This window comes from Halopseudomonas yangmingensis (assembly GCF_900114825.1).
Classification (GTDB): Bacteria; Pseudomonadota; Gammaproteobacteria; order Pseudomonadales; family Pseudomonadaceae; genus Halopseudomonas; species Halopseudomonas yangmingensis.
Genome location: NZ_FOUI01000014.1, coordinates 1 through 17665, shown reverse-complemented (window position 1 = coordinate 17665; position 17665 = coordinate 1). Strand labels below are relative to the sequence as shown.

Below are 17665 nucleotides of genomic sequence, written 5' to 3'. Positions count from 1 at the left end.
GGCCCAGGGGTTACACCTTGGGCAGCGTAGCCAGCGCGGCGCGGATTGCCTCGTCCGGGTAGCTGTAGTTTTGCAGCTCACCGGCCAGGTACTTGTCGTAGGAGGCCATGTCGAAGTGGCCGTGCCCGGACAGGGTGAACAGGATGGTCTTCGCCTCGCCACTTTCCTTGCAGCGCAGCGCCTCCTGGATGGCCGCATGTACCGCGTGGTTGGACTCCGGTGCGGGAATGATGCCCATGGTCTTGGAGAACAGTACGCCGGATTCGAAGGTGCCCAGCTGCGGTACGGCCACCGCCTCCAGAATGCCCTCATGGTAAAGCTGCGAAACCAGCGCCGAATCGCCGTGGTAGCGCAGTCCGCCGGCATGGATGCCGGGCGGCATGAAATCGTGGCCGAGGGTGTACATCTTCATCATCGGTGTGAGGCCTGCGACATCGCCGAAGTCGTAGGCATAGTGGCCACGGGTCAGGGTCGGGCAGGAGTCCGGCTCCACCGCCACCAGCCGGATATCGCGACCGGCGGCCTTGTCGGCGAGGAACGGGAACATCATGCCGCCGACGTTCGAGCCGCCGCCACAGGGCGCAAAGATCACATCCGGGTAGTCCCCAACCTTCTCCAGCTGCTTCTTCGCCTCCAGGCCGATCACCGTCTGGTGCAGCAGTACGTGGTTGAGCACCGAACCCAGCGCATAGTTGGTGTCGCTGCGCGAGGCGGCTTCTTCCACCGCTTCGGAGATCGCGGTACCCAGCGAACCCTGGTTGTCCGGGTCGGCGGCCAGCACCCGGCGACCGGCCTCGGTATGCATCGACGGGCTGGGGATCACCTCGCCGCCCCAGGTCTGCATCATCGAGCGGCGGAACGGCTTCTGGCCGTGGCTGACCTTGACCATGTAGATACGCACCTGCAGGCCGAACATGCTGCCGGCCAGCGACAGCGACGAGCCCCACTGGCCGGCGCCGGTCTCGGTGGTCAGTCGTTTGATGCCGGCCTCGCGGTTGTACCAGGCCTGTGCCACCGCCGAATTGACCTTGTGCGAGCCGGCCGGGCTGACGCCTTCGTACTTGAAGTAGATCTTTGCCGGCGTGCCCAGTGCCTGTTCCAGCCGGTGTGCACGATACAGCGGAGCCGGGCGCCAGAGACGCAGAATCTCGCGCACCTCGTTGGGGATCTCGATCCAGCGCTGGCTGCTCATTTCCTGCTCGATGATCGCTGGCGGGAAAATCGCCTGCATCGCATCCGGCGTCAGCAACTGGCCGTCCGGCCCCAGATAGGGCGCCGGCGGGTTGGGCATGTCGGCCACCACGTTGTACCAGTGGGTGGGAATCTCGGATTCGTCGAGCAGGATCTTGGTGTCGGTCACAGTGGTCTCCGGTGCAATGACTATGGATGACTGGGCGCTACCGGGTGGCAGCGCGCCCTGTGCCAGCATTCTGCACCATTTTGGCGCTGAAACATTTGTCCGGGATCAGCTTTCAGTGGCTGGCGGCCTGTTCCAGTGCCGGCAGATCAACAATCTCGATACAGCCCGGCTGCAATCGCAGCACGCCCTGCTGCTCCAGTTCGCGCAGTAGCTGGTTGGTGGTCTGGCGGCTCAGCGACAGCATCTGCGCCAGACGCTCCTGGGTCAGGCGGATCTGCTGCTGGGTGGTGCGGGCATCGCCGTAGCCACGGGCAATCAGTAACAATCGCCGGGCCAGTCTTGGTCCCGCCGGAAGCAGACTGAGATCCTCGGCATTGTTGAACGCCAGGCGCAGTTTGTGGCACAGCAGCAGGGCAAACTCGCGCCACCAGTGCGGTTGTTCGGCGAGCAACTGCTGCAAGGCCGCCTGCGGAATGCACAGCAGGGTGGTCGGGCCGGCGGCGCGCACATCGTGGGTGCGCGGCTGGGCATCGAACAGCGCGATCTCGCCAAACCAGGTGACCGGCTCGGCCACCGTCAGCAGCACCTCGCGGCCCTCGGCATCCAGGGTGCCGACGCACAGCGCGCCCTGCAGCACGGCAAACAGATCGGCGGATTGCTCACCACGCGGAAACAGCAACTGGTTCGACTGTAACTGGCGCAGTTGTGCCGCCTGCAGCAGTGATTGCTGCAGCGCCGGCGGCAGATGGCGGAACCACAGGCTATTGTTCAGCAGGGGCAGCCATTGGCTGATCGAATCGGGCATGGGTGTCGGCTGGCTGACAGACAGGCAGTGAATGGACCGCCATCATAGCGGCAAAACAACAGGAGGGTGAGCTATGCAGGACGCCCAGAACAACCGGGTGATCGTGGTCGGTGGCGGGATTGCCGGGATTGTCACCGCGCTGGAGCTGCTTGAGCACGGCCAGCCGGTGACCCTGCTCGAGCGCGGCACGCGTGAGCGCTTTGGCGGGCTGGCCAACGAAGCGTTTGGCGGCATGCTGTTTGCCGGTACCGACCTGCAGCGGCGCAACGGCATTGCCGACAGCGCCGAGCTGCTGCGCGCCGACTGGTACCGCGCCGCCGAATTTGCCGAGGATGATCACTGGCCGATGCGCTGGGCCGACACCTACATCCAGCGCAGCACCAGCGATGTCTACCAGTGGTTGCGCAGCCATGGCATCGGCTTTGTGCCGGCGGTGCAGTGGGTCGAGCGTGGCGAGTTCACCGCACTGAATACGCTGCCGCGCTACCACGTGATCTGGGGTACCGGCTGGCACCTGACGCAGACGCTGATCAAGGCGCTGCTGGAGCATCCCCAACGCGGTCTGCTGGAGCTGCGCTTCGGTCACCGGGTCGAGCAGTTTTTCCAGCAGCAGGACCGCATCTGTGGCGTGCAGGGCGAGGCCGATGGCCAGCCGTTCGAGCTGCACGGACGGGCCGTGGTGGTCGCCAGCGGGGGCATCAACGGCAATCTTCAGCGGGTGCGTCAGGTCTGGGACCGGGCCCGCTATGGCGAGCCGCCGCAGCTGTTGCTGAACGGCTCGCACCCGGAGGCCGACGGCCATCTGCACGATCAGGTGGCCGAGCTCGGCGGTCGGGTGCTGCGCCTCGGGCAGATGTGGAACTACGCCGCCGGTATCCGCCATCCGCAGCCTCGCTTTGCCGATCAGGGCCTGTCGCTGATACCGCCGCGCTCGGCGCTGTGGCTGGACTGCCGCGGCCGGCGGGTCGGACCTCACCCGATGATGAGTGGTTTTGATACCCATCAGCTGTGTGGCCGGCTGGGCCGGCTGGAGGACCAGTACGGCTGGCTGCTGCTGAACCGGCGCATCCTGCTCAAGGAAATGGCCATCTCCGGCTCCGAGGTCAACCACGCCTTCCGCGAGCGTGACAGCCTGCGACTGATTCGCGAAATGCTGTTCGGCAACCGGGCCCAGGCAAGGCTGCTGCTTGAGCAGTGCCCGGATGTGCTGAGTGCCGACAGCTACGAGGCGCTGGCGCAGCAGATGAATGCGCTGGTCGGCAATCACAAGGTCAGCGCGGACCAGCTGCGCGCCAGCGTCGAACCCTATGATGCGATGATTGCGCGTGGCCCGCGCTTCCATAACGACGCCCAGTTGCGCCGCCTGCGCCAGCTGCGCAACTGGCGCGGCGACCGCCTGCGGCTGCTGAAGAACCAGCCGATCAACGACCCGAAGGCGCTGCCACTGGTGGCGATCCGCGTCATGCTGCTGTCACGCAAGAGCATGGGCGGTATCGAGACCGACGTGCAGTCGCGGGTGCTGGACGCCGCCGGCCAGCCGATCCCCGGCCTGTATGCGGTGGGTGAGGCCTGCGGCTTTGGCGGTGGCGGCATCAGCGGCATCCGCTCGCTGGAAGGCACCTTCCTGTCCGGCTGCATACTCACCGCACGCATCGCCGGTCAGGCGCTGGCCGGCATCAGCGCTTCTTCCCCAACCCTGCCTCAAGGACCCCAACAATGAAAAAGACCGGCGCCTGGCTGCTGCGATACGCCCTGGAACAGATAGGTGTGCGTTATACCTTCGGCATTCCCGGTGTGCACAACACCGAGCTGTACGATGCCCTCAACAGCAGCGAGCAGATCACCCCGCTGCTGGTCACCCACGAGGGCGGCGGCGCCTTTATGGCCGATGCCATCAGCCGCACCACCGACAGCCTCGGCACCCTGCTGGTGGTGCCGGCGGCCGGCCTCACGCATGCCGCCAGCGGGATTGGCGAGGCCTATCTGGACGGCATTCCGATGCTGGTGCTGTCCGGCGGCATCCGTACCGACTCGGCGTTCCGTTACCAGCTGCACGACATCAACCAGCAGCAGCTGCTGCAGGCGATTACCAAGGCGCAGTTCAAGGTTGAATCCCAGGCCGAGCTGGTGCCGACCCTGTTCGAGGCGGCGCGGATTGCCCTGGAGGGCGAGCAGGGGCCGGTTTTCGTCGAGATTCCGATGAATATCGGGATTTTCTCCGCCGAGATTGCCGAACCGCTGCCGACCTTCAGCGCGCCGACCCCGCCGCCGCTGGACCAGGCCGGGCTCGACGGCCAGCTGGAGCTGGCCCAGCGGCTGTTGCAGAGCGCCAGGCGGCCGGGCATTTTCGCTGGCTGGGGCGCACGCGACTGCGAGGCGCAACTGATCGAGCTGGCCGAGCGCCTCGGCGCGCCGGTGGCCACCACCCTGCAGGGACTGTCGGTCTTCCCCGCCAGCCACCCGCTGGCGGTCGGCTTCTCGTTCGGCCCGCACGCGGTCCCGGCGGCGCAGAATGCCTTCGCCGAGTGCGACTGCCTGCTTGCCATCGGTACGCGCTTCTCGGAAATCCCCACCGGCAGCTTCGGCCTGCCGGTGCCCGAGCAACTGATCCATCTGGATATCAATCCGGCGGTGTTCGACGCCAACTACCCGGCCAGCGTGCGTCTGCCGGGTGATGCCGGCCAGCTGCTGGCGGCGCTGCTGGATCGGCTGCGCAGCAGTCAGGCCGAGCCCCGCGACAGTCGCGAGCTGCAGGCGCGCATCGCCGCCGACAAGCAGGCCTATCTGGACGAGTGGTATGCGCACAAGGGCAAGTTCGAGCGGGTCAATCCGGCGCGCTTCTTCAGCGGCCTGCGCGCGCTGCTGGCGGATGACGCGATAGTGGTAGCCGACGACGGCAACCACACCTTCCTCACCGCCGAGCTGATGCCGATCCTGCGCAACCGGCATTTCATTTCACCCACCGATTTCAACTGCATGGGCTACTGCGTGCCGGCCAGCATCGGCGCCAAGCTGGCGCATCCGCAGCAGCAGGTGGTCGGTATTGTCGGTGACGGCGCCTTCCTGATGACCTGCATGGAGCTGTTGACCGCCAGCAGCAACCGCCTCGGCGTGGTGCAGTGCGTGTTCAACGATGGCGAGCTGTCACAGATCTCCCAGGCCCAGGAAATCCCCTACAACCGCAAGGTCTGCACTGTGCTGCCCAAACCCGACTTTGCCGGCGTGGCCCAGGCCACCGGCAGTGCCTATCTGCGACTGGACAACGACCAGCAGATCGACTCGGTACTGAAGCAGGCGCTGGCGATTGCCGAGGGCGGGCAGCCGGTGGTGGTCGATGTGCGCATCGACTATTCCAAGCGCACTCGCTTTACCAAGGGCATAGTCGCAACCAACCTGAAGCGGCTGGATACCGGCACCAAGCTGCGCTTTGTCGGCAGGGCGCTGCTGCGGCGGGTGACTGGCTGAGGTTCAGGTCCCGCAAAAGGTTTGCTGTACCTGCTCGTGGGGCAGCGGCAGCTGGCACCAGGGCGCGCAGCCGGGGCGGCTGGCATAGGGCTGGCGCAGCTGCTCCAGCAACCCCAGCAGCGGTTGCAGGTCGTCGCGTTCGGCAGCCTGCAGTGCCCGCTCCACCTGATGGTTGCGGGCAATCAGTTGCGGGTTGTGGCGGTTCATCAGCGCGCTGGATTCGGCCAGTGACTGCGCCTGCTGGCTGCGCCGCTGCTGCCAGCGCTGCTGCCAGGCAGCGAATTCTGCGCTGTCGAACAGCGGCTGCGGCGGCAACTCGGCGAGCGCTGCCGGGTCGCCGCCAAGGGCGCGGAAACTGTTGGTGAAGTCGGCCTGCTGCGCCTGCAGCAAATCCAGCCAGTCCTCGATCAGCGCGGTATCCTCCGGCTGCGCCTCGAACAGCCCCAGCTTGGCGGCCATGCCATCCAGCCAGTGTTGCTGGTAAAGCCTGGCGTAGTCGGCCAGTGCCTGCTGCGCCAGTTCAATGGCGACTTCCTGCGACGGATCCAGCAGCGGCAGCAGTGCTTCGGCAAGGCGGGTCAGGTTCCACTGGCCGATGCCCGGCTGGTTGACCCAGGCGTAGCGGCCCTGCTCGTCAATCGAACTGAACACCTGACGACGGTTGAAGGCATCCATAAAGGCACAGGGGCCGAAGTCGATGCTCTCGCCGGCAATGCTCATGTTGTCGGTATTCATCACCCCGTGGATAAAGCCGACCTGCATCCAGCGCGCAATCAGCGCAGCCTGGCCCGCCACCACCGCCTGCAGCAGCGCCAGCCAGGGATTGTCGGCCGCGCGGCAGTGCGGGTAATGGCGCTCGATGCACCAGTCGGCGAGCGCCCTGACCAGCTCGGCGCCACCCCGGCGGATGGCATATTCGAAGGTGCCGACCCGCACATGGCTGGCCGCCACCCGGGTCAGTACCGCGCCGGGTTGCGGCAGCGGGCGCAGCACCGTATCGCCGCTGGCCACCACCGCCAGACTGCGCGTGCAGGGAATCCCCAGCCCGTGCAGCGCCTCGCTGATGATGTACTCGCGCAGCATCGGCCCGAGTGCCGAACGGCCATCCCCGCGTCGGGAAAAGGGCGTCATCCCCGAACCCTTCAGCTGAATGTCGTAGCGCTGGCCGTCCTGCGCCAGCTGCTCGCCGAGCAGCACCGCGCGGCCATCGCCAAGCAGGGTGAAATGGCCGAACTGGTGCCCGGCATAGGCCTGTGCCAGCGGCTGGCTGCCAGCGGGCAGGGCATTGCCGGCCAGCACGGCCACACCCTCAGCACTGTCCAGCTCGGCAACGGACAAACCCAGCGCCTCGGCCAGCGGCTGATTCAGCAACAGCAAACGCGGGGCCGGTACCGGCACCGGTGGCTGGGCCTGATGCAGGCTGTCGGGCAGGCGTGCGTAGCTGTTGTCGAGGTTCCACATGGCGGGCTCCGGGTGGCTCAGGGCAGAAGGCGGGAATCACTGCGGGGCATTGTGCAGCAGCCGGTGCCGGCGCGCCAAACCGTCTTGGCAGCACCCGGCAAAAGGCGCAGTATTTGCGCTGCTGCCAACCGGATAAACACTGCCAGGCATGGCGCCATTCCAACAACAAGATAAATCCGGAAAGCCGCTTTGCAGCGATTTTCCCGCCGTCTGTCAGGGAGACAGGATGCAAGCCCCCTCCGCTATCCAGCACCGTGAACACGCAATGGATAACCTGCGCGCGCTGATGATGTGGCTGGGCATTGTCCTGCATTCGGCAATCAACCATATGACCGGGCCGCAGATCGTGCCCTGGCGCGACGCCGCAACCACCCAGCTGGCCGATCTGCTGGTGGTGGTGATTCACAGTTTCCGTATGCCGGTGTTTCTTATCATCGCCGGCTACTTTGTCGCCTTGCTGGTCGAGCGGCGCGGTGCCCGGCAGATGCTCGGGCATCGACTGCGCCGTCTGGCGCTGCCCTTTGTGCTGTTCTGGCCGGTGATCTTTGTCGCCACCGCGTTGCTGGTGATGCTCTATGTGCACCGCGCCGAACTCGGTCATTTCGGCCTGCAGCCGGATCTGGTGCCGGTGCTGCCGGACGCCCCGCGCATTGCCACCATGCATATGTGGTTTCTCTACCAGCTGAGCGGGCTGGCGTTGCTGACCTTCGCCCTTCTCTGGCTGGCGCCAAGGCTGCCCGCCGCACTGCGCACGCTTACGCCTGGGCTGTTCCATTGGCTGGCCGAGCGCCCCTGGGGGTTTGCCGTGCTGGCCCTGCCGCTGGCATTGATCGGCATGCAGTACCCGCATGCGGTGCTGGTGGTCAACGGCTCCTTTGTCCCGCCGCTGGCCGAATGGCTGTACCACGGGCTGTTCTACGCCTTCGGCTATTGCCTGTATCAGCAACGGCAGAGGCTGCTGGCTGGCTACAAGCGGTTGGCCGGTTATTACTTCTGGGGCGGCTTGCTGAGTTGTCTGCTGGCGCTGCTGCTGCTCGACCAGTTGCTCAGGGGCGCCTCCGGCTTTGCCCTGCAGCTGCTGACCGCCTTCAGCTACAACGCCACCACCTGGCTGTGGAGCTTCGCCCTGATCGGCCTGGCGCTGCGCTACCTGAATCGCCAGCATGCCGTGCTGCGCTACCTCGCCGACAGCTCCTACTGGGTCTATCTGGTACACATGCTCGGCACCATTGGCTTTGGTGCCTTGCTCTACGGGGCGCCGTTGCCGGCCGAGCTGAAGATACTGCTGAATATCATCGCCACCACGCTGGTCGGGCTGGCCAGCTATCAGCTGCTGGTACGCAATACCCGGATTGGCCAGTTGCTGAATGGCAAGCGCATAGCGCCGGCAGGTAAGGCGGGGCATCTGTCGGCGGGCTGAACAGCCGGCAGAAATCCGCCCACTGTCGCCTTTGCCGCTACAATGCCCAGTCAGGTACTTGCACCGCATCTACACAGGAATAACCGCATGACCAGCAGCCAAACCCCGGTGATTAAAGACACCCGCTTTGGTGTGCTGGCACCCAAGCACAGGGCCGTCACCTGATATGAGCTACAAACCGCCCTTCACCATTACCGCCGAGATTCTGAATCTGGCACCCGCTGTTTTTGTCGCTGCCGCTGGAAAGTGTGATCAAGGAACACCAGCAGCAGTACTACCAGGCCCTTGAGCAGGCGGATCGGCAGGCTGATAGCACGCCTTTTATCCACTTTATGTTGTCGGTGATTGCGCAAACGCTGGCACAAAACGCCCCTGTAATCGCCTCTGCAAATGCCCCTGTAAATTGGCAGGTGGACGTGAGCGGGTTGAAAACCCCGGACGCCATTGTGGCCTTGCTGACCGAAAATCCTGAATTAACGCGCCAGCAACTGGCCGATGCCATCGGCAAAGACCTGCGTACCATTGCCCGTGCGCTGGCCAAACTGCAACAAGCCGGAAAAATAACGCGAATCGGTTCGGATAAAACCGGCCATTGGGAGGTTCACCTGTGACGGATCGCAAGCCATTCGCACCCTTGCATTGTGAGTACGGGCGCTGACACAGTACCTTGCTGGCAGCCTACAAAAAGAGATGGGAAGGCAGAAGCCCTATACCTGCCCGCAATGCCGGGTTTACAACCGCACCCTGCAACAAGGAGGTTGTCATGAGCAATAGCATCGAGATCTACCAGTCTGAAGATGGCCAGGTGCAGCTGGAGCTCCGGCTGGAGCAGGAAAGCCTGTGGCTGACCCAGGCCCAGATGGCCGAACTGTTTCAGGTCAAGCCGCAAAACATCACCATGCACCTGAAAAATGTCTTTGCTGACGGGGAGTTAGAGGAGGCGGCAACCTGTAAGGATTTCTTACAGGTTCAGGCGGAGGGCGGCAGGGAAGTCAGGCGCAAACGTAAGTTCTATAACCTCGATGCCGTCATCTCGGTCGGCTACCGGGTCAATTCGGCCCGCGCCACCCAGTTCCGCATCTGGGCCACCCGAACCCTGAAGCAGCATCTGGTGCAGGGCTATACCGTCAACCGGCGCCGTCTGCAGGAACGAGGCATCGAGTTCGAGCAGGCCGTGCGCCTGTTGTCGCGCACCCTGGCCAACCAGCAGCTGGTCAACCCCGAGGGCGAGGCGGTGCTGTCGGTGATCAGCGACTATGCCCGTAGCTGGAGCCTTTTGCAGGGTTATGACGAGCAGAGCCTCGGTGCGCTACCCAACAAGCAGGCCAGCATGCGGGCGCTGGGGCTGGATGAGTCGCTGACCGCAATAGCCGCGCTGAAAAAGACACTGATCACCAAGGGCGAGGCCACAGAACTGTTCGGGCAACTGCGCGGTGACGGTCTGGCCTCGGCGCTGGCCACCATCGAGCAGGGCTTTGGTGACGAGCTGTTTTATCCCAACGTGGCCAGCCGGGCGGCCCATCTGCTGTATTTCGTTATCAAGAATCACCCGCTGGCAGATGGCAACAAGCGCAGCGGGTCGTTCCTGTTTTTGTGGTATTTGCGCATCAACCAACACCTGTTGGCCAGGCCGGTGGAACAGCTGATCAATGACAATACTCTGGTGGCACTGGCACTGCTGGTGGCCGAAAGCCAACCCGACCAGAAGGCGCTGATGATCCGGCTGGTCGAGCACTTTATCCTGCTGAAGGCGGATAGCTGAGTGAGCCCGATACGAGACAAGCCCCCTTTTACCCTCACCTCCGATATCCTCAATCTGGCGGCCGATATCAGCCAGCAGGTGGGGCGGCTGGATGCCAGTTTGTTAAATGCCTCACCGCAGTTACGCAAGCAAAACCGCATCAAAACCATTACCGGCACGCTGGCCATTGAAGGCAATACCCTGACGGAAGAACAAATCACCGCCATTGTGGAGGGCAAGCCGGTGCTGGGCAGCGTGTGCGAACTGGCCGAGGTGAAAGGCGCCATTGTCGCCTATGATGCGCTGCCCCGGTTTCAGCCAGCCAATCTTGATGACCTGCTCGCTGCCCATGCCTGGATGATGAGCGAGGTGCTGCTGGATGCCGGCGCGTTTCGCAATAAAGGGGTAGGTATTCATAAAGCCGGGGTGATGCAGCATGTGGCGCCACCCGCGCATCAGGTAGCGGGCTTGATGGCGGATTTGGCGGGGTGGCTGCAACAGGCCAACGACCACCCGCTGATTACCAGCAGCGTGTTTCACTACGAATTCGAGTTTATTCACCCCTTCAGTGATGGCAACGGCCGCATGGGCCGACTGTGGCAAACCCTGATCCTGTCGTGCTGGCACCCGCTGTTTTTGTCGCTGCCGCTGGAAAGTGTGATCAAGGAACACCAGCAGCAGTACTACCAGGCCCTTGAGCAGGCGGATCGGCAGGCTGATAGCACGCCTTTTATCCACTTTATGTTGTCGGTGATTGCGCAAACGCTGGCACAAAACGCCCCTGTAATCGCCTCTGCAAATGCCCCTGTAAATTGGCAGGTGGACGTGAGCGGGTTGAAAACCCCGGACGCCATTGTGGCCTTGCTGACCGAAAATCCTGAATTAACGCGCCAGCAACTGGCCGATGCCATCGGCAAAGACCTGCGTACCATTGCCCGTGCGCTGGCCAAACTGCAACAAGCTGGAAAAATAACGCGAATCGGTTCGGATAAAACCGGCCATTGGGAGGTTCATCTTTGACGGATCACCAGCCTTTTGCTGATACGGTTGTCCCAGGTGTGCTGGTGGTTGTGGGTATCTATCTGCTGCTGCAGTGAAGCAGTCTTAAAGGGAGTTTTGAATGGGATTCAAGGTAGAGCCAGTCACGCTGGCGGGTGAGCATGTGCGGCTGGAGCCGCTGTCGCTGGCGCATGTCGAGGGTCTGTTTGCCATCGGCCAGCAGCGCGAGGACTGGGCCTACCTGCCGGTGCCTGGCCTTTGCGCAGCAGCCGATGCACGGCAGTGGGTGGAGCAGTCACTGCAGCTGGCCGAACGCGGGGCGCAGTGCCCCTTTGTGCTGGTGCACCCGGCAAGCGGGCGGCCGATGGGCAGCACGCGCTTCATGAATATTCGTGAGCGTGATCGCGGACTGGAAATTGGTTACAGCTGGCTGGGCCGGGATTATCAGCGCACGGCGGTGAATACCGAGGCCAAGTACCTGTTGCTCAGTCATGCCTTCGACGCACTTGACGCCCTGCGTGTCGAGCTGAAGACCGACCTGCGCAACCTGCGATCACAGCGGGCCATCGAGCGTCTGGGTGCCCGGCGTGAAGGGGTATTTCGCCGGCACATGCTGGCCCAGGATGGCCATGTGCGCGACTCGGTGTACTACAGCATTACCGATCTGGACTGGCCGGGTGTACGGGCCGGACTGCAATCCCGCCTGCAGCACACTACTCCAGCAACGCCACCGACTTGATCAGCGCAAAGACCGCCAGCCCCGGCGCCAGTTGCAGTTGCTCGACGGCGCGGCGGGTGACTTCGGCCAGCAGCAGCTGGCCGTCGGCGGTGCGGCAGGACACCAGCTGCTGTGACGGGCGGATCGGGTCGATGCGTTCGATGCGTACCGGCAGGTGGTTCTGGATGCTGATGCGTTGCGGGTCGTCGAGGGCCAGGCTGACATCCTGGGCGCGAATATGCAGGCGTTGCAGCTGACCGGGCCGGGATGGCTGACGGCTGCTCAGCCACAGTCGCGATGCGGCCGGGCCGAAGGCGCGCAGGCCGTCAGCCTGCGGCTCGCCCAGTTCGCCGAGCAGGATGCTGGCGGCGCCCTGATCGGCGAACAGCGGCGAATCCGGGCGGGCCAGTGCCTGTTGCAGCGACTCGATGCACTGGATGCGCCCGTCCTGCATGAAGACCACGCGATCCGCCAACCGCTGCACCTCTTCCGGGGCATGGGTGACCAGCAGCATGGGCACGCCGGCCTCCGTCGCCAGCCGCGACAGGAACGGCATGATCTCGCGCTTGGTCTGGCTATCCAGTGCCGACAGTGGCTCGTCCAGCAGCAGCAACTGCGGGCTGGTCAGCAGTGCCCGGCCAAGGGCAAAGCGCTGGCGCTGGCCGCCGGACAGCTGGTCGATGCGCCGCTGCAGCAGATCCTCAATCCCCAGCAGCGCGCACACCTGATCCGGGTGCAGCCGGCGCAGTGCCTCGGGGGTGCGCCGGTAGCCGTACAGCAGGTTGTCGCGGGCCGACAGGTGCGGCAACAGGCTGGGTTCCTGAAACACCAGACCGATGCGCCGGCGATGCAGCGGCACAAACTGCCGGCCATCCTGCCAGCACTGCCCGGCAAACTGCACCCGCGCGCCGCGCACCCGCTCCAGCCCGGCAACAATCCGCAGCAAGGTGGTCTTGCCGCAGCCGGATCGGCCGAACAGCGCGGTCACGCCCTGCAGCGGCAGTTCGGTATCGACCTGCAGGCGAAATTCATCGGCCAGTTGCAGCTCGGCGCTGATCCGCAGGTTCATGGGCGCACCACCTGAAAGCGCCGGCTGATGCCGTAGACCAGAAACAGCGTGACAAAGGCAAACAGCAGCAACAGCAGCGACAGGCGATGGGCCGCGGCATGGTTCATCGCCTCGGCATGGTCGTAGATCAGTACCGAGAGCACCTTGGTTTCACCGGGAATGCTGCCGCCGAGCATCAAAATCACCCCGAATTCACCCAACGTATGGGCGAAGGTCAGGGTGGCGGCAATCACAAAGCCGCCCTTGCTCAATGGCAGCACCACGCTGACAAAGCGGTCGAACCCGCTGGCGCCGAGACTGCTGGCCACCTCCAGCGGGCGCCGCCCGAGCGAGCTGAACGCCTCGCACAGGGGCTGCACGGCAAACGGCATGGAATAGATCACCGAGGCCAGCAGAATGCCCTCGAAGGTGAAGGCCAGGTGCGGCAGGCCGAAGCGCTCCAGGGTGCCACCGACCCAGCCGTGCGGGCCCAGCGTCACCAGCAGGTAAAAGCCCAGCACCGTCGGCGGCAACACCAGCGGCAGAGCCACCAGCGCCTGCACCACGCCGCGCAGGCGCGAGCGGCCATGCGCCAGCCACCAGGCCAGCGGGGTGGCCAGCAGCAACAGGATCAGCGTGGTGTACAGGCACAGTTTGAGGGTCAGCTCAATCGCCTGCCAGTCCGCCGGGCCGAGTCCAAGAAGATCCATCAGGGTTGCTCACCCGGCAGCAAAAAACCGTAGCGGCGCATGATCGCGTGCACCTCGGGGCTCTCGATAAACGCCACAAAGGCCTGCGCCTGCGGCTTGTCGGCAGCGCGCCGGGTAATCACATAGCCCTGCAGCAGCGGGCTGTGCAGGGCATCATCGATCAACAGGTAAGGATGCTCGGCCAGCCCCGGCGCCATCGCCAGCGACATCGCGATGATGCCGACCTGCGCCGCACCGGACTGGGCCATCTGCGCCGCGTGGGCGATGTTCTCGGCAAACACCAGTTTCGGCTCAACCGCCTCCCAGACCCCGGCAGCCTGCAGCGCCTGCTGGGCACGCAGCCCGTAGGGGGCATGTGCCGGCTGGGCAATGGCGATGCGCCGGATCGCCGGGTCGCTCAGCTGCGCCAGGCTCAGTTGCCCGGCATCCAGCGTATTGCTCCACAGCACAATCCGGCCCAGGGCATGTACCTGCGGTTCACTGCTGGTCAGGCCGCGCTCATGCAACTGCTCGGCAAAAGCGATATCGGCGGCGAACAGCAGGTCGAAGGGCGCGCCGTTGATGATCTGCGTGGTCAGCTTGCCGGACGAGCCGTAGATCACCTGCACCTGGGTATCCGGCTGCTGTTGCTGCCAGAGCGCGACAATCTCGTCGAGGGCAAAGCGCAGGTCGGAGGCCGCGGCAATGCGCAGCGACTGGGCCAGCAAGGGGCCGCTGGACAGCAGCAGGGTCAGCAGCAGGGTGGCGCGGGCAAGGTATTTGAGCAGTGACATCGGCGCTCCTCGGAGCCGGGTTGAAAGGTACCAGGTGGTGGCGGGTAAGACGCAGCTTAGGGCCTTACGCAGGGCAGTGCAATTGCCAGTCATTATGATAGCGGGCTGTCACTCGGTGTCGCCTCGGCCTGCAGCCCGGCTGCCTGGCTAATGTCAGCGTCCGGCTGCACCGATGCTGCATCCTCCAGCGCCAGATAGCGCCGCAACAACGCCTGCTCAATACGGCCCTTCCGGCGCGCCGGCACCGGGAACCGCACCAGCAGATCAATTTCATCGGGCTTGGGAAACAGCAGCGTCACCCGTGGCTCCACCGAAGGCACATCCAGCCCCTGGCGCCGGCCCAGACGAACCAGATGCTTGCGCGCCGCCTCGATAAACTCCTCACAGACCTCATTGGCAGCCTGTAGCAGATGCCGCTCGGCACGCGCCCAGTCATCCTTGCGCGCCAGCGGCAGCACCGTGGTGTGCAGCACATAGTCCTCGGTAAAGCTCTCGTTGATCACCGCCTCACTGAGAAAGATCGAATTCGGCAACACCACCGCCCGCCCGGTCTGCTGGTGCGACAGCTGCTCCGGGCCAATTTCCAGAATGGTCGTGGTCAGCACGGTCAGGTCGATCACATCGCCGCGCAGCTTCTTTACCTCTATACGGTCACCCAGATGGAACATCCCGGCACTGGAGCGCAACACCCCGCCGGTAAAGCACATCAACAGCTCCTTGGTCGACAGGATGATCGCTGCGGCAAAGGCCACCACCGACAACGCCAGGGTGCGCAACTGGTCGGCCCACACCACCACCAGCAAAAACACCCCGGTAATCACCGCTACATTGCGCGCCATCACCAGCCAGCGCCGCTGCGACTCATGGGTCGACCAACTGACCCGGCGAATGCTCGCCGCTGCCAGCCGCCAGACAATGGTCAGCGCAATCACCAGCAGCACGCTGCTGATCAGCTTGCCGAGGAACACGCTTTCAGTCAGGTTGTCGAGCAGGTTATCCATAAACAATCACCGGCAGATAAAGAAGGAAGCATAACGCAGGATAGTGCCCGAACCCCGGCAGGTCATGCCAGCAGTCTTCAATGTCACAGCCGCAAGCCTCAACGTCACTCCTGCGATGCTCAATGCCACTCCCGCGATGCTCAATGCCGCTCCCGCGATTTTCATCGTCACTCCCGCGAAGGCGGGAGCCCAGTAAACCCAACCCCCACACCCACGCACCCTTGGCACCGGCAGCAAATAAATGCACTATCGAACCAACTGCCAGCGCGCAGCCCTCCTGAGGCATGGATGCCACACAACCCCGCATCCCACCCAGGCCCGGCCACGCTGGTTAGATCGCATGCACGGTTTATAACCGCACGCGGTATAACATGCGAGGTTTGCGGTTTGATTGGCACAGGCTTTTGAAAGTTATTAGGTTTTTGGTGTTGCTGTGCTGGGGATAGATCGCGTGTTAGTACTGCGTGCTAGAAAATATCAATGTTAGCGATATTGCCAAGCAGCGTAGAGTTCTAATTCAACCAAGATGGGGAGCGACGATTTATGAAGAAGTTTGAAAGCTTAGAAGATATTGCACATGCGTTGGGAGATGGCGGCCCGTTCAATCCAGACATAGAATACGAGACCGTCGAAGACCTTGTCGATGCCTTGGTAGACTTGGGAAATACCGATAAGGTTTTTGCACTCCACGATGATCATCTGGGATTAAAGGGTGACCTTCCTGCTGACTTTCTCAACACTCCGTTAAGTGAAGCTGATAAGCCGAAATTTGAGTCCGCGATAGAAGCTGTGATTGAGCAGGCGGATATAATTATTCCCCTTTCCGAACGGCAACTATCTGAAGACGACCTTGAAGAAATAAGGGAAGACAAATTGTATAGGGGTGAAGATGTTGACGACTAGGATCTGTCGCTAACAAAGCCAAGCACGGCGACGGCTTTTTCGTTACGGCTTCGCCTTCACTGCAAAGCCGCGCGTGTTGGCGGCGTTATGCCTAAAAGGAGTCGACATTGAATTTCTTAAAGTATGATCTTGGCAATCTCAAGAGAGGCGAGGTGGTTGAGGTAACTTTGTCTAGTGGCGCGAATGTTCGGCTGATGGATAGCTCTAATTTCAGCAGCTATAAGAACGGACGGAAACATAGGTTCTATGGTGGTTTAGCGACGAAATCACCAATACGAATAGCAGTTCCGAATTCTGGCCACTGGTATGTTGCTGTTGATATGCAAGGATTGCGCGGCAGTACAAATGCCTCTGTTCGTGTTGTGCCCGGGGCCTTGCCTGAAATCCAGGAACGCCCGCTTTCTGAAGTACCGAGTTTGCTGCGGGACAATGTTCCGCCTCCTACAGAAACTGGTGGAGAGACGCATGATGTATTTATCTCTCATGCGTCAGAAGATAAAGATGAATTTGTTAGGCCACTTGCCAACGCATTGATAAATGAAGGCCTGAACGTTTGGTACGACGAAATGACGCTTAGGATTGGAGATAGCCTAAGGCAAAAAATAGACAAAGGCTTAGCTAATAGTCGCGTTGGGCTGGTAGTTCTTTCCCCTTCGTTTATTTCAAAGGGCTGGACCAATTACGAACTTGACGGAATCGTTACGCGCACCGTCTCCGGCGAGCAGGTTCTACTGCCAATTTGGCATAACATTACAAAGCAGCAAGTCGTTGATTATAGTCCGTCTCTGGCTGATAAAGTCGCTAGGAGCACCGCTACTCATACTATCAATGAAATTGCGGCTGAAATCGCTGAGCTTATAAGGTCGAGGGCATAACAAATTGCTGCACTCGGAAAAATTACTCGCTGCGCTCGCAATTTTCCGGTGAGCAAGGGCGTTATGCATTCCTGGAGAAAGTAGTTGAAAAGGATATTTCCGCTGTTAGCAGTAATCGTCGTCACAATGATATTAATCTCAGATATCGGATTGATCATAAAGTACTATCAAAAACCAAAAGCATATGCACTAATGGAAAATATTTCATTTGTCCATTATTTTTTCTTACATAGAAACGGATATCAGTTCGCACTGACCAAGTCATTTTTTTCGGCTCTATTATTGGCTATGTGGCTATGGCGACTAATCTATCCAGCAAAGGTATATGCGCTCGGATATGCCACATTTCTGTATTCGTTTGTCTGGGTTTCAATTGGCGTTCTTGT

16 protein-coding genes are annotated in these 17665 nt (G+C 62.2%); 9 read left to right on the top strand and 7 right to left on the bottom strand.

All coding sequences use genetic code 11. The features are described from left to right. Nucleotides 1-10: 10 nt before the first annotated feature. Nucleotides 11-1360: a TrpB-like pyridoxal phosphate-dependent enzyme gene (locus tag BMZ23_RS11905; RefSeq protein ID WP_093477771.1), complete on the bottom strand. Its 1350-nt coding sequence runs from the start codon at nucleotides 1358-1360 to the stop codon at nucleotides 11-13. Between the two features lie 112 nt (nucleotides 1361-1472). Next, complete coding sequence (locus BMZ23_RS11900) at nucleotides 1473-2165, bottom strand: Crp/Fnr family transcriptional regulator (RefSeq protein ID WP_093477574.1); 693 nt, start codon at nucleotides 2163-2165, stop codon at nucleotides 1473-1475. A gap of 73 nt (nucleotides 2166-2238) precedes the next feature. Here BMZ23_RS11900 and BMZ23_RS11895 point away from each other — a divergent pair, with 73 nt between their 5' ends. Both BMZ23_RS11895 and BMZ23_RS11890 read left to right on the top strand, forming a co-directional pair. Then, nucleotides 2239-3885: an FAD-dependent oxidoreductase gene (locus BMZ23_RS11895; RefSeq protein WP_093477573.1), complete on the top strand. Its 1647-nt coding sequence runs from the start codon at nucleotides 2239-2241 to the stop codon at nucleotides 3883-3885. Then, nucleotides 3882-5630, top strand: a complete 1749-nt coding sequence (locus BMZ23_RS11890; RefSeq protein WP_093477572.1) for a thiamine pyrophosphate-binding protein — start codon at nucleotides 3882-3884, stop codon at nucleotides 5628-5630. Before BMZ23_RS11895 ends, BMZ23_RS11890 begins: the two co-directional genes overlap by 4 nt. Nucleotides 5631-5633: 3 nt before the next feature. On the opposite strand, the gene BMZ23_RS11885 is transcribed toward BMZ23_RS11890, so the two are convergent. Continuing rightward, nucleotides 5634-7091, bottom strand: coding sequence for a protein adenylyltransferase SelO (locus BMZ23_RS11885; RefSeq protein WP_093477571.1), 1458 nt, complete (start codon nucleotides 7089-7091; stop codon nucleotides 5634-5636). 226 nt (nucleotides 7092-7317) lie between these two features. Here BMZ23_RS11885 and BMZ23_RS11880 point away from each other — a divergent pair, with 226 nt between their 5' ends. The 5 genes from BMZ23_RS11880 to BMZ23_RS11860 all read left to right on the top strand — a co-directional run bounded on the left by BMZ23_RS11880 (nucleotide 7318) and on the right by BMZ23_RS11860 (nucleotide 11990). Continuing rightward, entirely contained in the window at nucleotides 7318-8511 is a 1194-nt protein-coding gene (locus tag BMZ23_RS11880; protein WP_093477570.1) for an acyltransferase family protein, read from the top strand. A 227-nt stretch (nucleotides 8512-8738) separates the two neighbouring features. Beyond that, entirely contained in the window at nucleotides 8739-9122 is a 384-nt protein-coding gene (locus tag BMZ23_RS11875; protein ID WP_245748217.1) for a winged helix-turn-helix transcriptional regulator, read from the top strand. 152 nt (nucleotides 9123-9274) lie between these two features. Next, nucleotides 9275-10273 (top strand): virulence RhuM family protein/type II toxin-antitoxin system death-on-curing family toxin, encoded by a 999-nt coding sequence (locus BMZ23_RS11870; RefSeq protein WP_093477568.1) that lies wholly within the window; start codon nucleotides 9275-9277, stop codon nucleotides 10271-10273. Then, complete coding sequence (locus tag BMZ23_RS11865; protein ID WP_245748215.1) at nucleotides 10274-11272, top strand: Fic family protein; 999 nt, start codon at nucleotides 10274-10276, stop codon at nucleotides 11270-11272. Nucleotides 11273-11372: 100 nt separating this feature from the next. Further along, nucleotides 11373-11990 (top strand): GNAT family N-acetyltransferase, encoded by a 618-nt coding sequence (locus BMZ23_RS11860; protein ID WP_093477567.1) that lies wholly within the window; start codon nucleotides 11373-11375, stop codon nucleotides 11988-11990. Here BMZ23_RS11860 and modC read toward each other — a convergent pair. The 4 genes from modC to BMZ23_RS11840 form a co-directional block, all read right to left on the bottom strand. Further along, nucleotides 11965-13038: a molybdenum ABC transporter ATP-binding protein gene (modC, locus tag BMZ23_RS11855; RefSeq protein ID WP_093477566.1), complete on the bottom strand. Its 1074-nt coding sequence runs from the start codon at nucleotides 13036-13038 to the stop codon at nucleotides 11965-11967. The two genes, BMZ23_RS11860 and modC, sit on opposite strands and share 26 nt — an antisense overlap. Further along, nucleotides 13035-13727: a molybdate ABC transporter permease subunit gene (gene modB / locus BMZ23_RS11850; protein WP_093477562.1), complete on the bottom strand. Its 693-nt coding sequence runs from the start codon at nucleotides 13725-13727 to the stop codon at nucleotides 13035-13037. Before modB ends, modC begins: the two co-directional genes overlap by 4 nt. Beyond that, complete coding sequence (gene modA / locus BMZ23_RS11845; RefSeq protein WP_093477559.1) at nucleotides 13727-14500, bottom strand: molybdate ABC transporter substrate-binding protein; 774 nt, start codon at nucleotides 14498-14500, stop codon at nucleotides 13727-13729. Before modA ends, modB begins: the two co-directional genes overlap by 1 nt. Nucleotides 14501-14592: 92 nt before the next feature. After that, nucleotides 14593-15501, bottom strand: a complete 909-nt coding sequence (locus tag BMZ23_RS11840; RefSeq protein WP_093477556.1) for a mechanosensitive ion channel family protein — start codon at nucleotides 15499-15501, stop codon at nucleotides 14593-14595. 543 nt (nucleotides 15502-16044) lie between these two features. Here BMZ23_RS11840 and BMZ23_RS11835 point away from each other — a divergent pair. Together BMZ23_RS11835 and BMZ23_RS11830 are read left to right on the top strand one after the other, a co-directional pair. After that, entirely contained in the window at nucleotides 16045-16404 is a 360-nt protein-coding gene (locus tag BMZ23_RS11835) for a hypothetical protein (RefSeq protein WP_093477553.1), read from the top strand. 107 nt (nucleotides 16405-16511) lie between these two features. Beyond that, a complete protein-coding gene (locus BMZ23_RS11830) occupies nucleotides 16512-17279 on the top strand; it encodes a DUF1883 domain-containing protein (RefSeq protein WP_093477551.1) in 768 nt (255 codons plus the stop codon). Nucleotides 17280-17665: the final 386 nt, after the last annotated feature.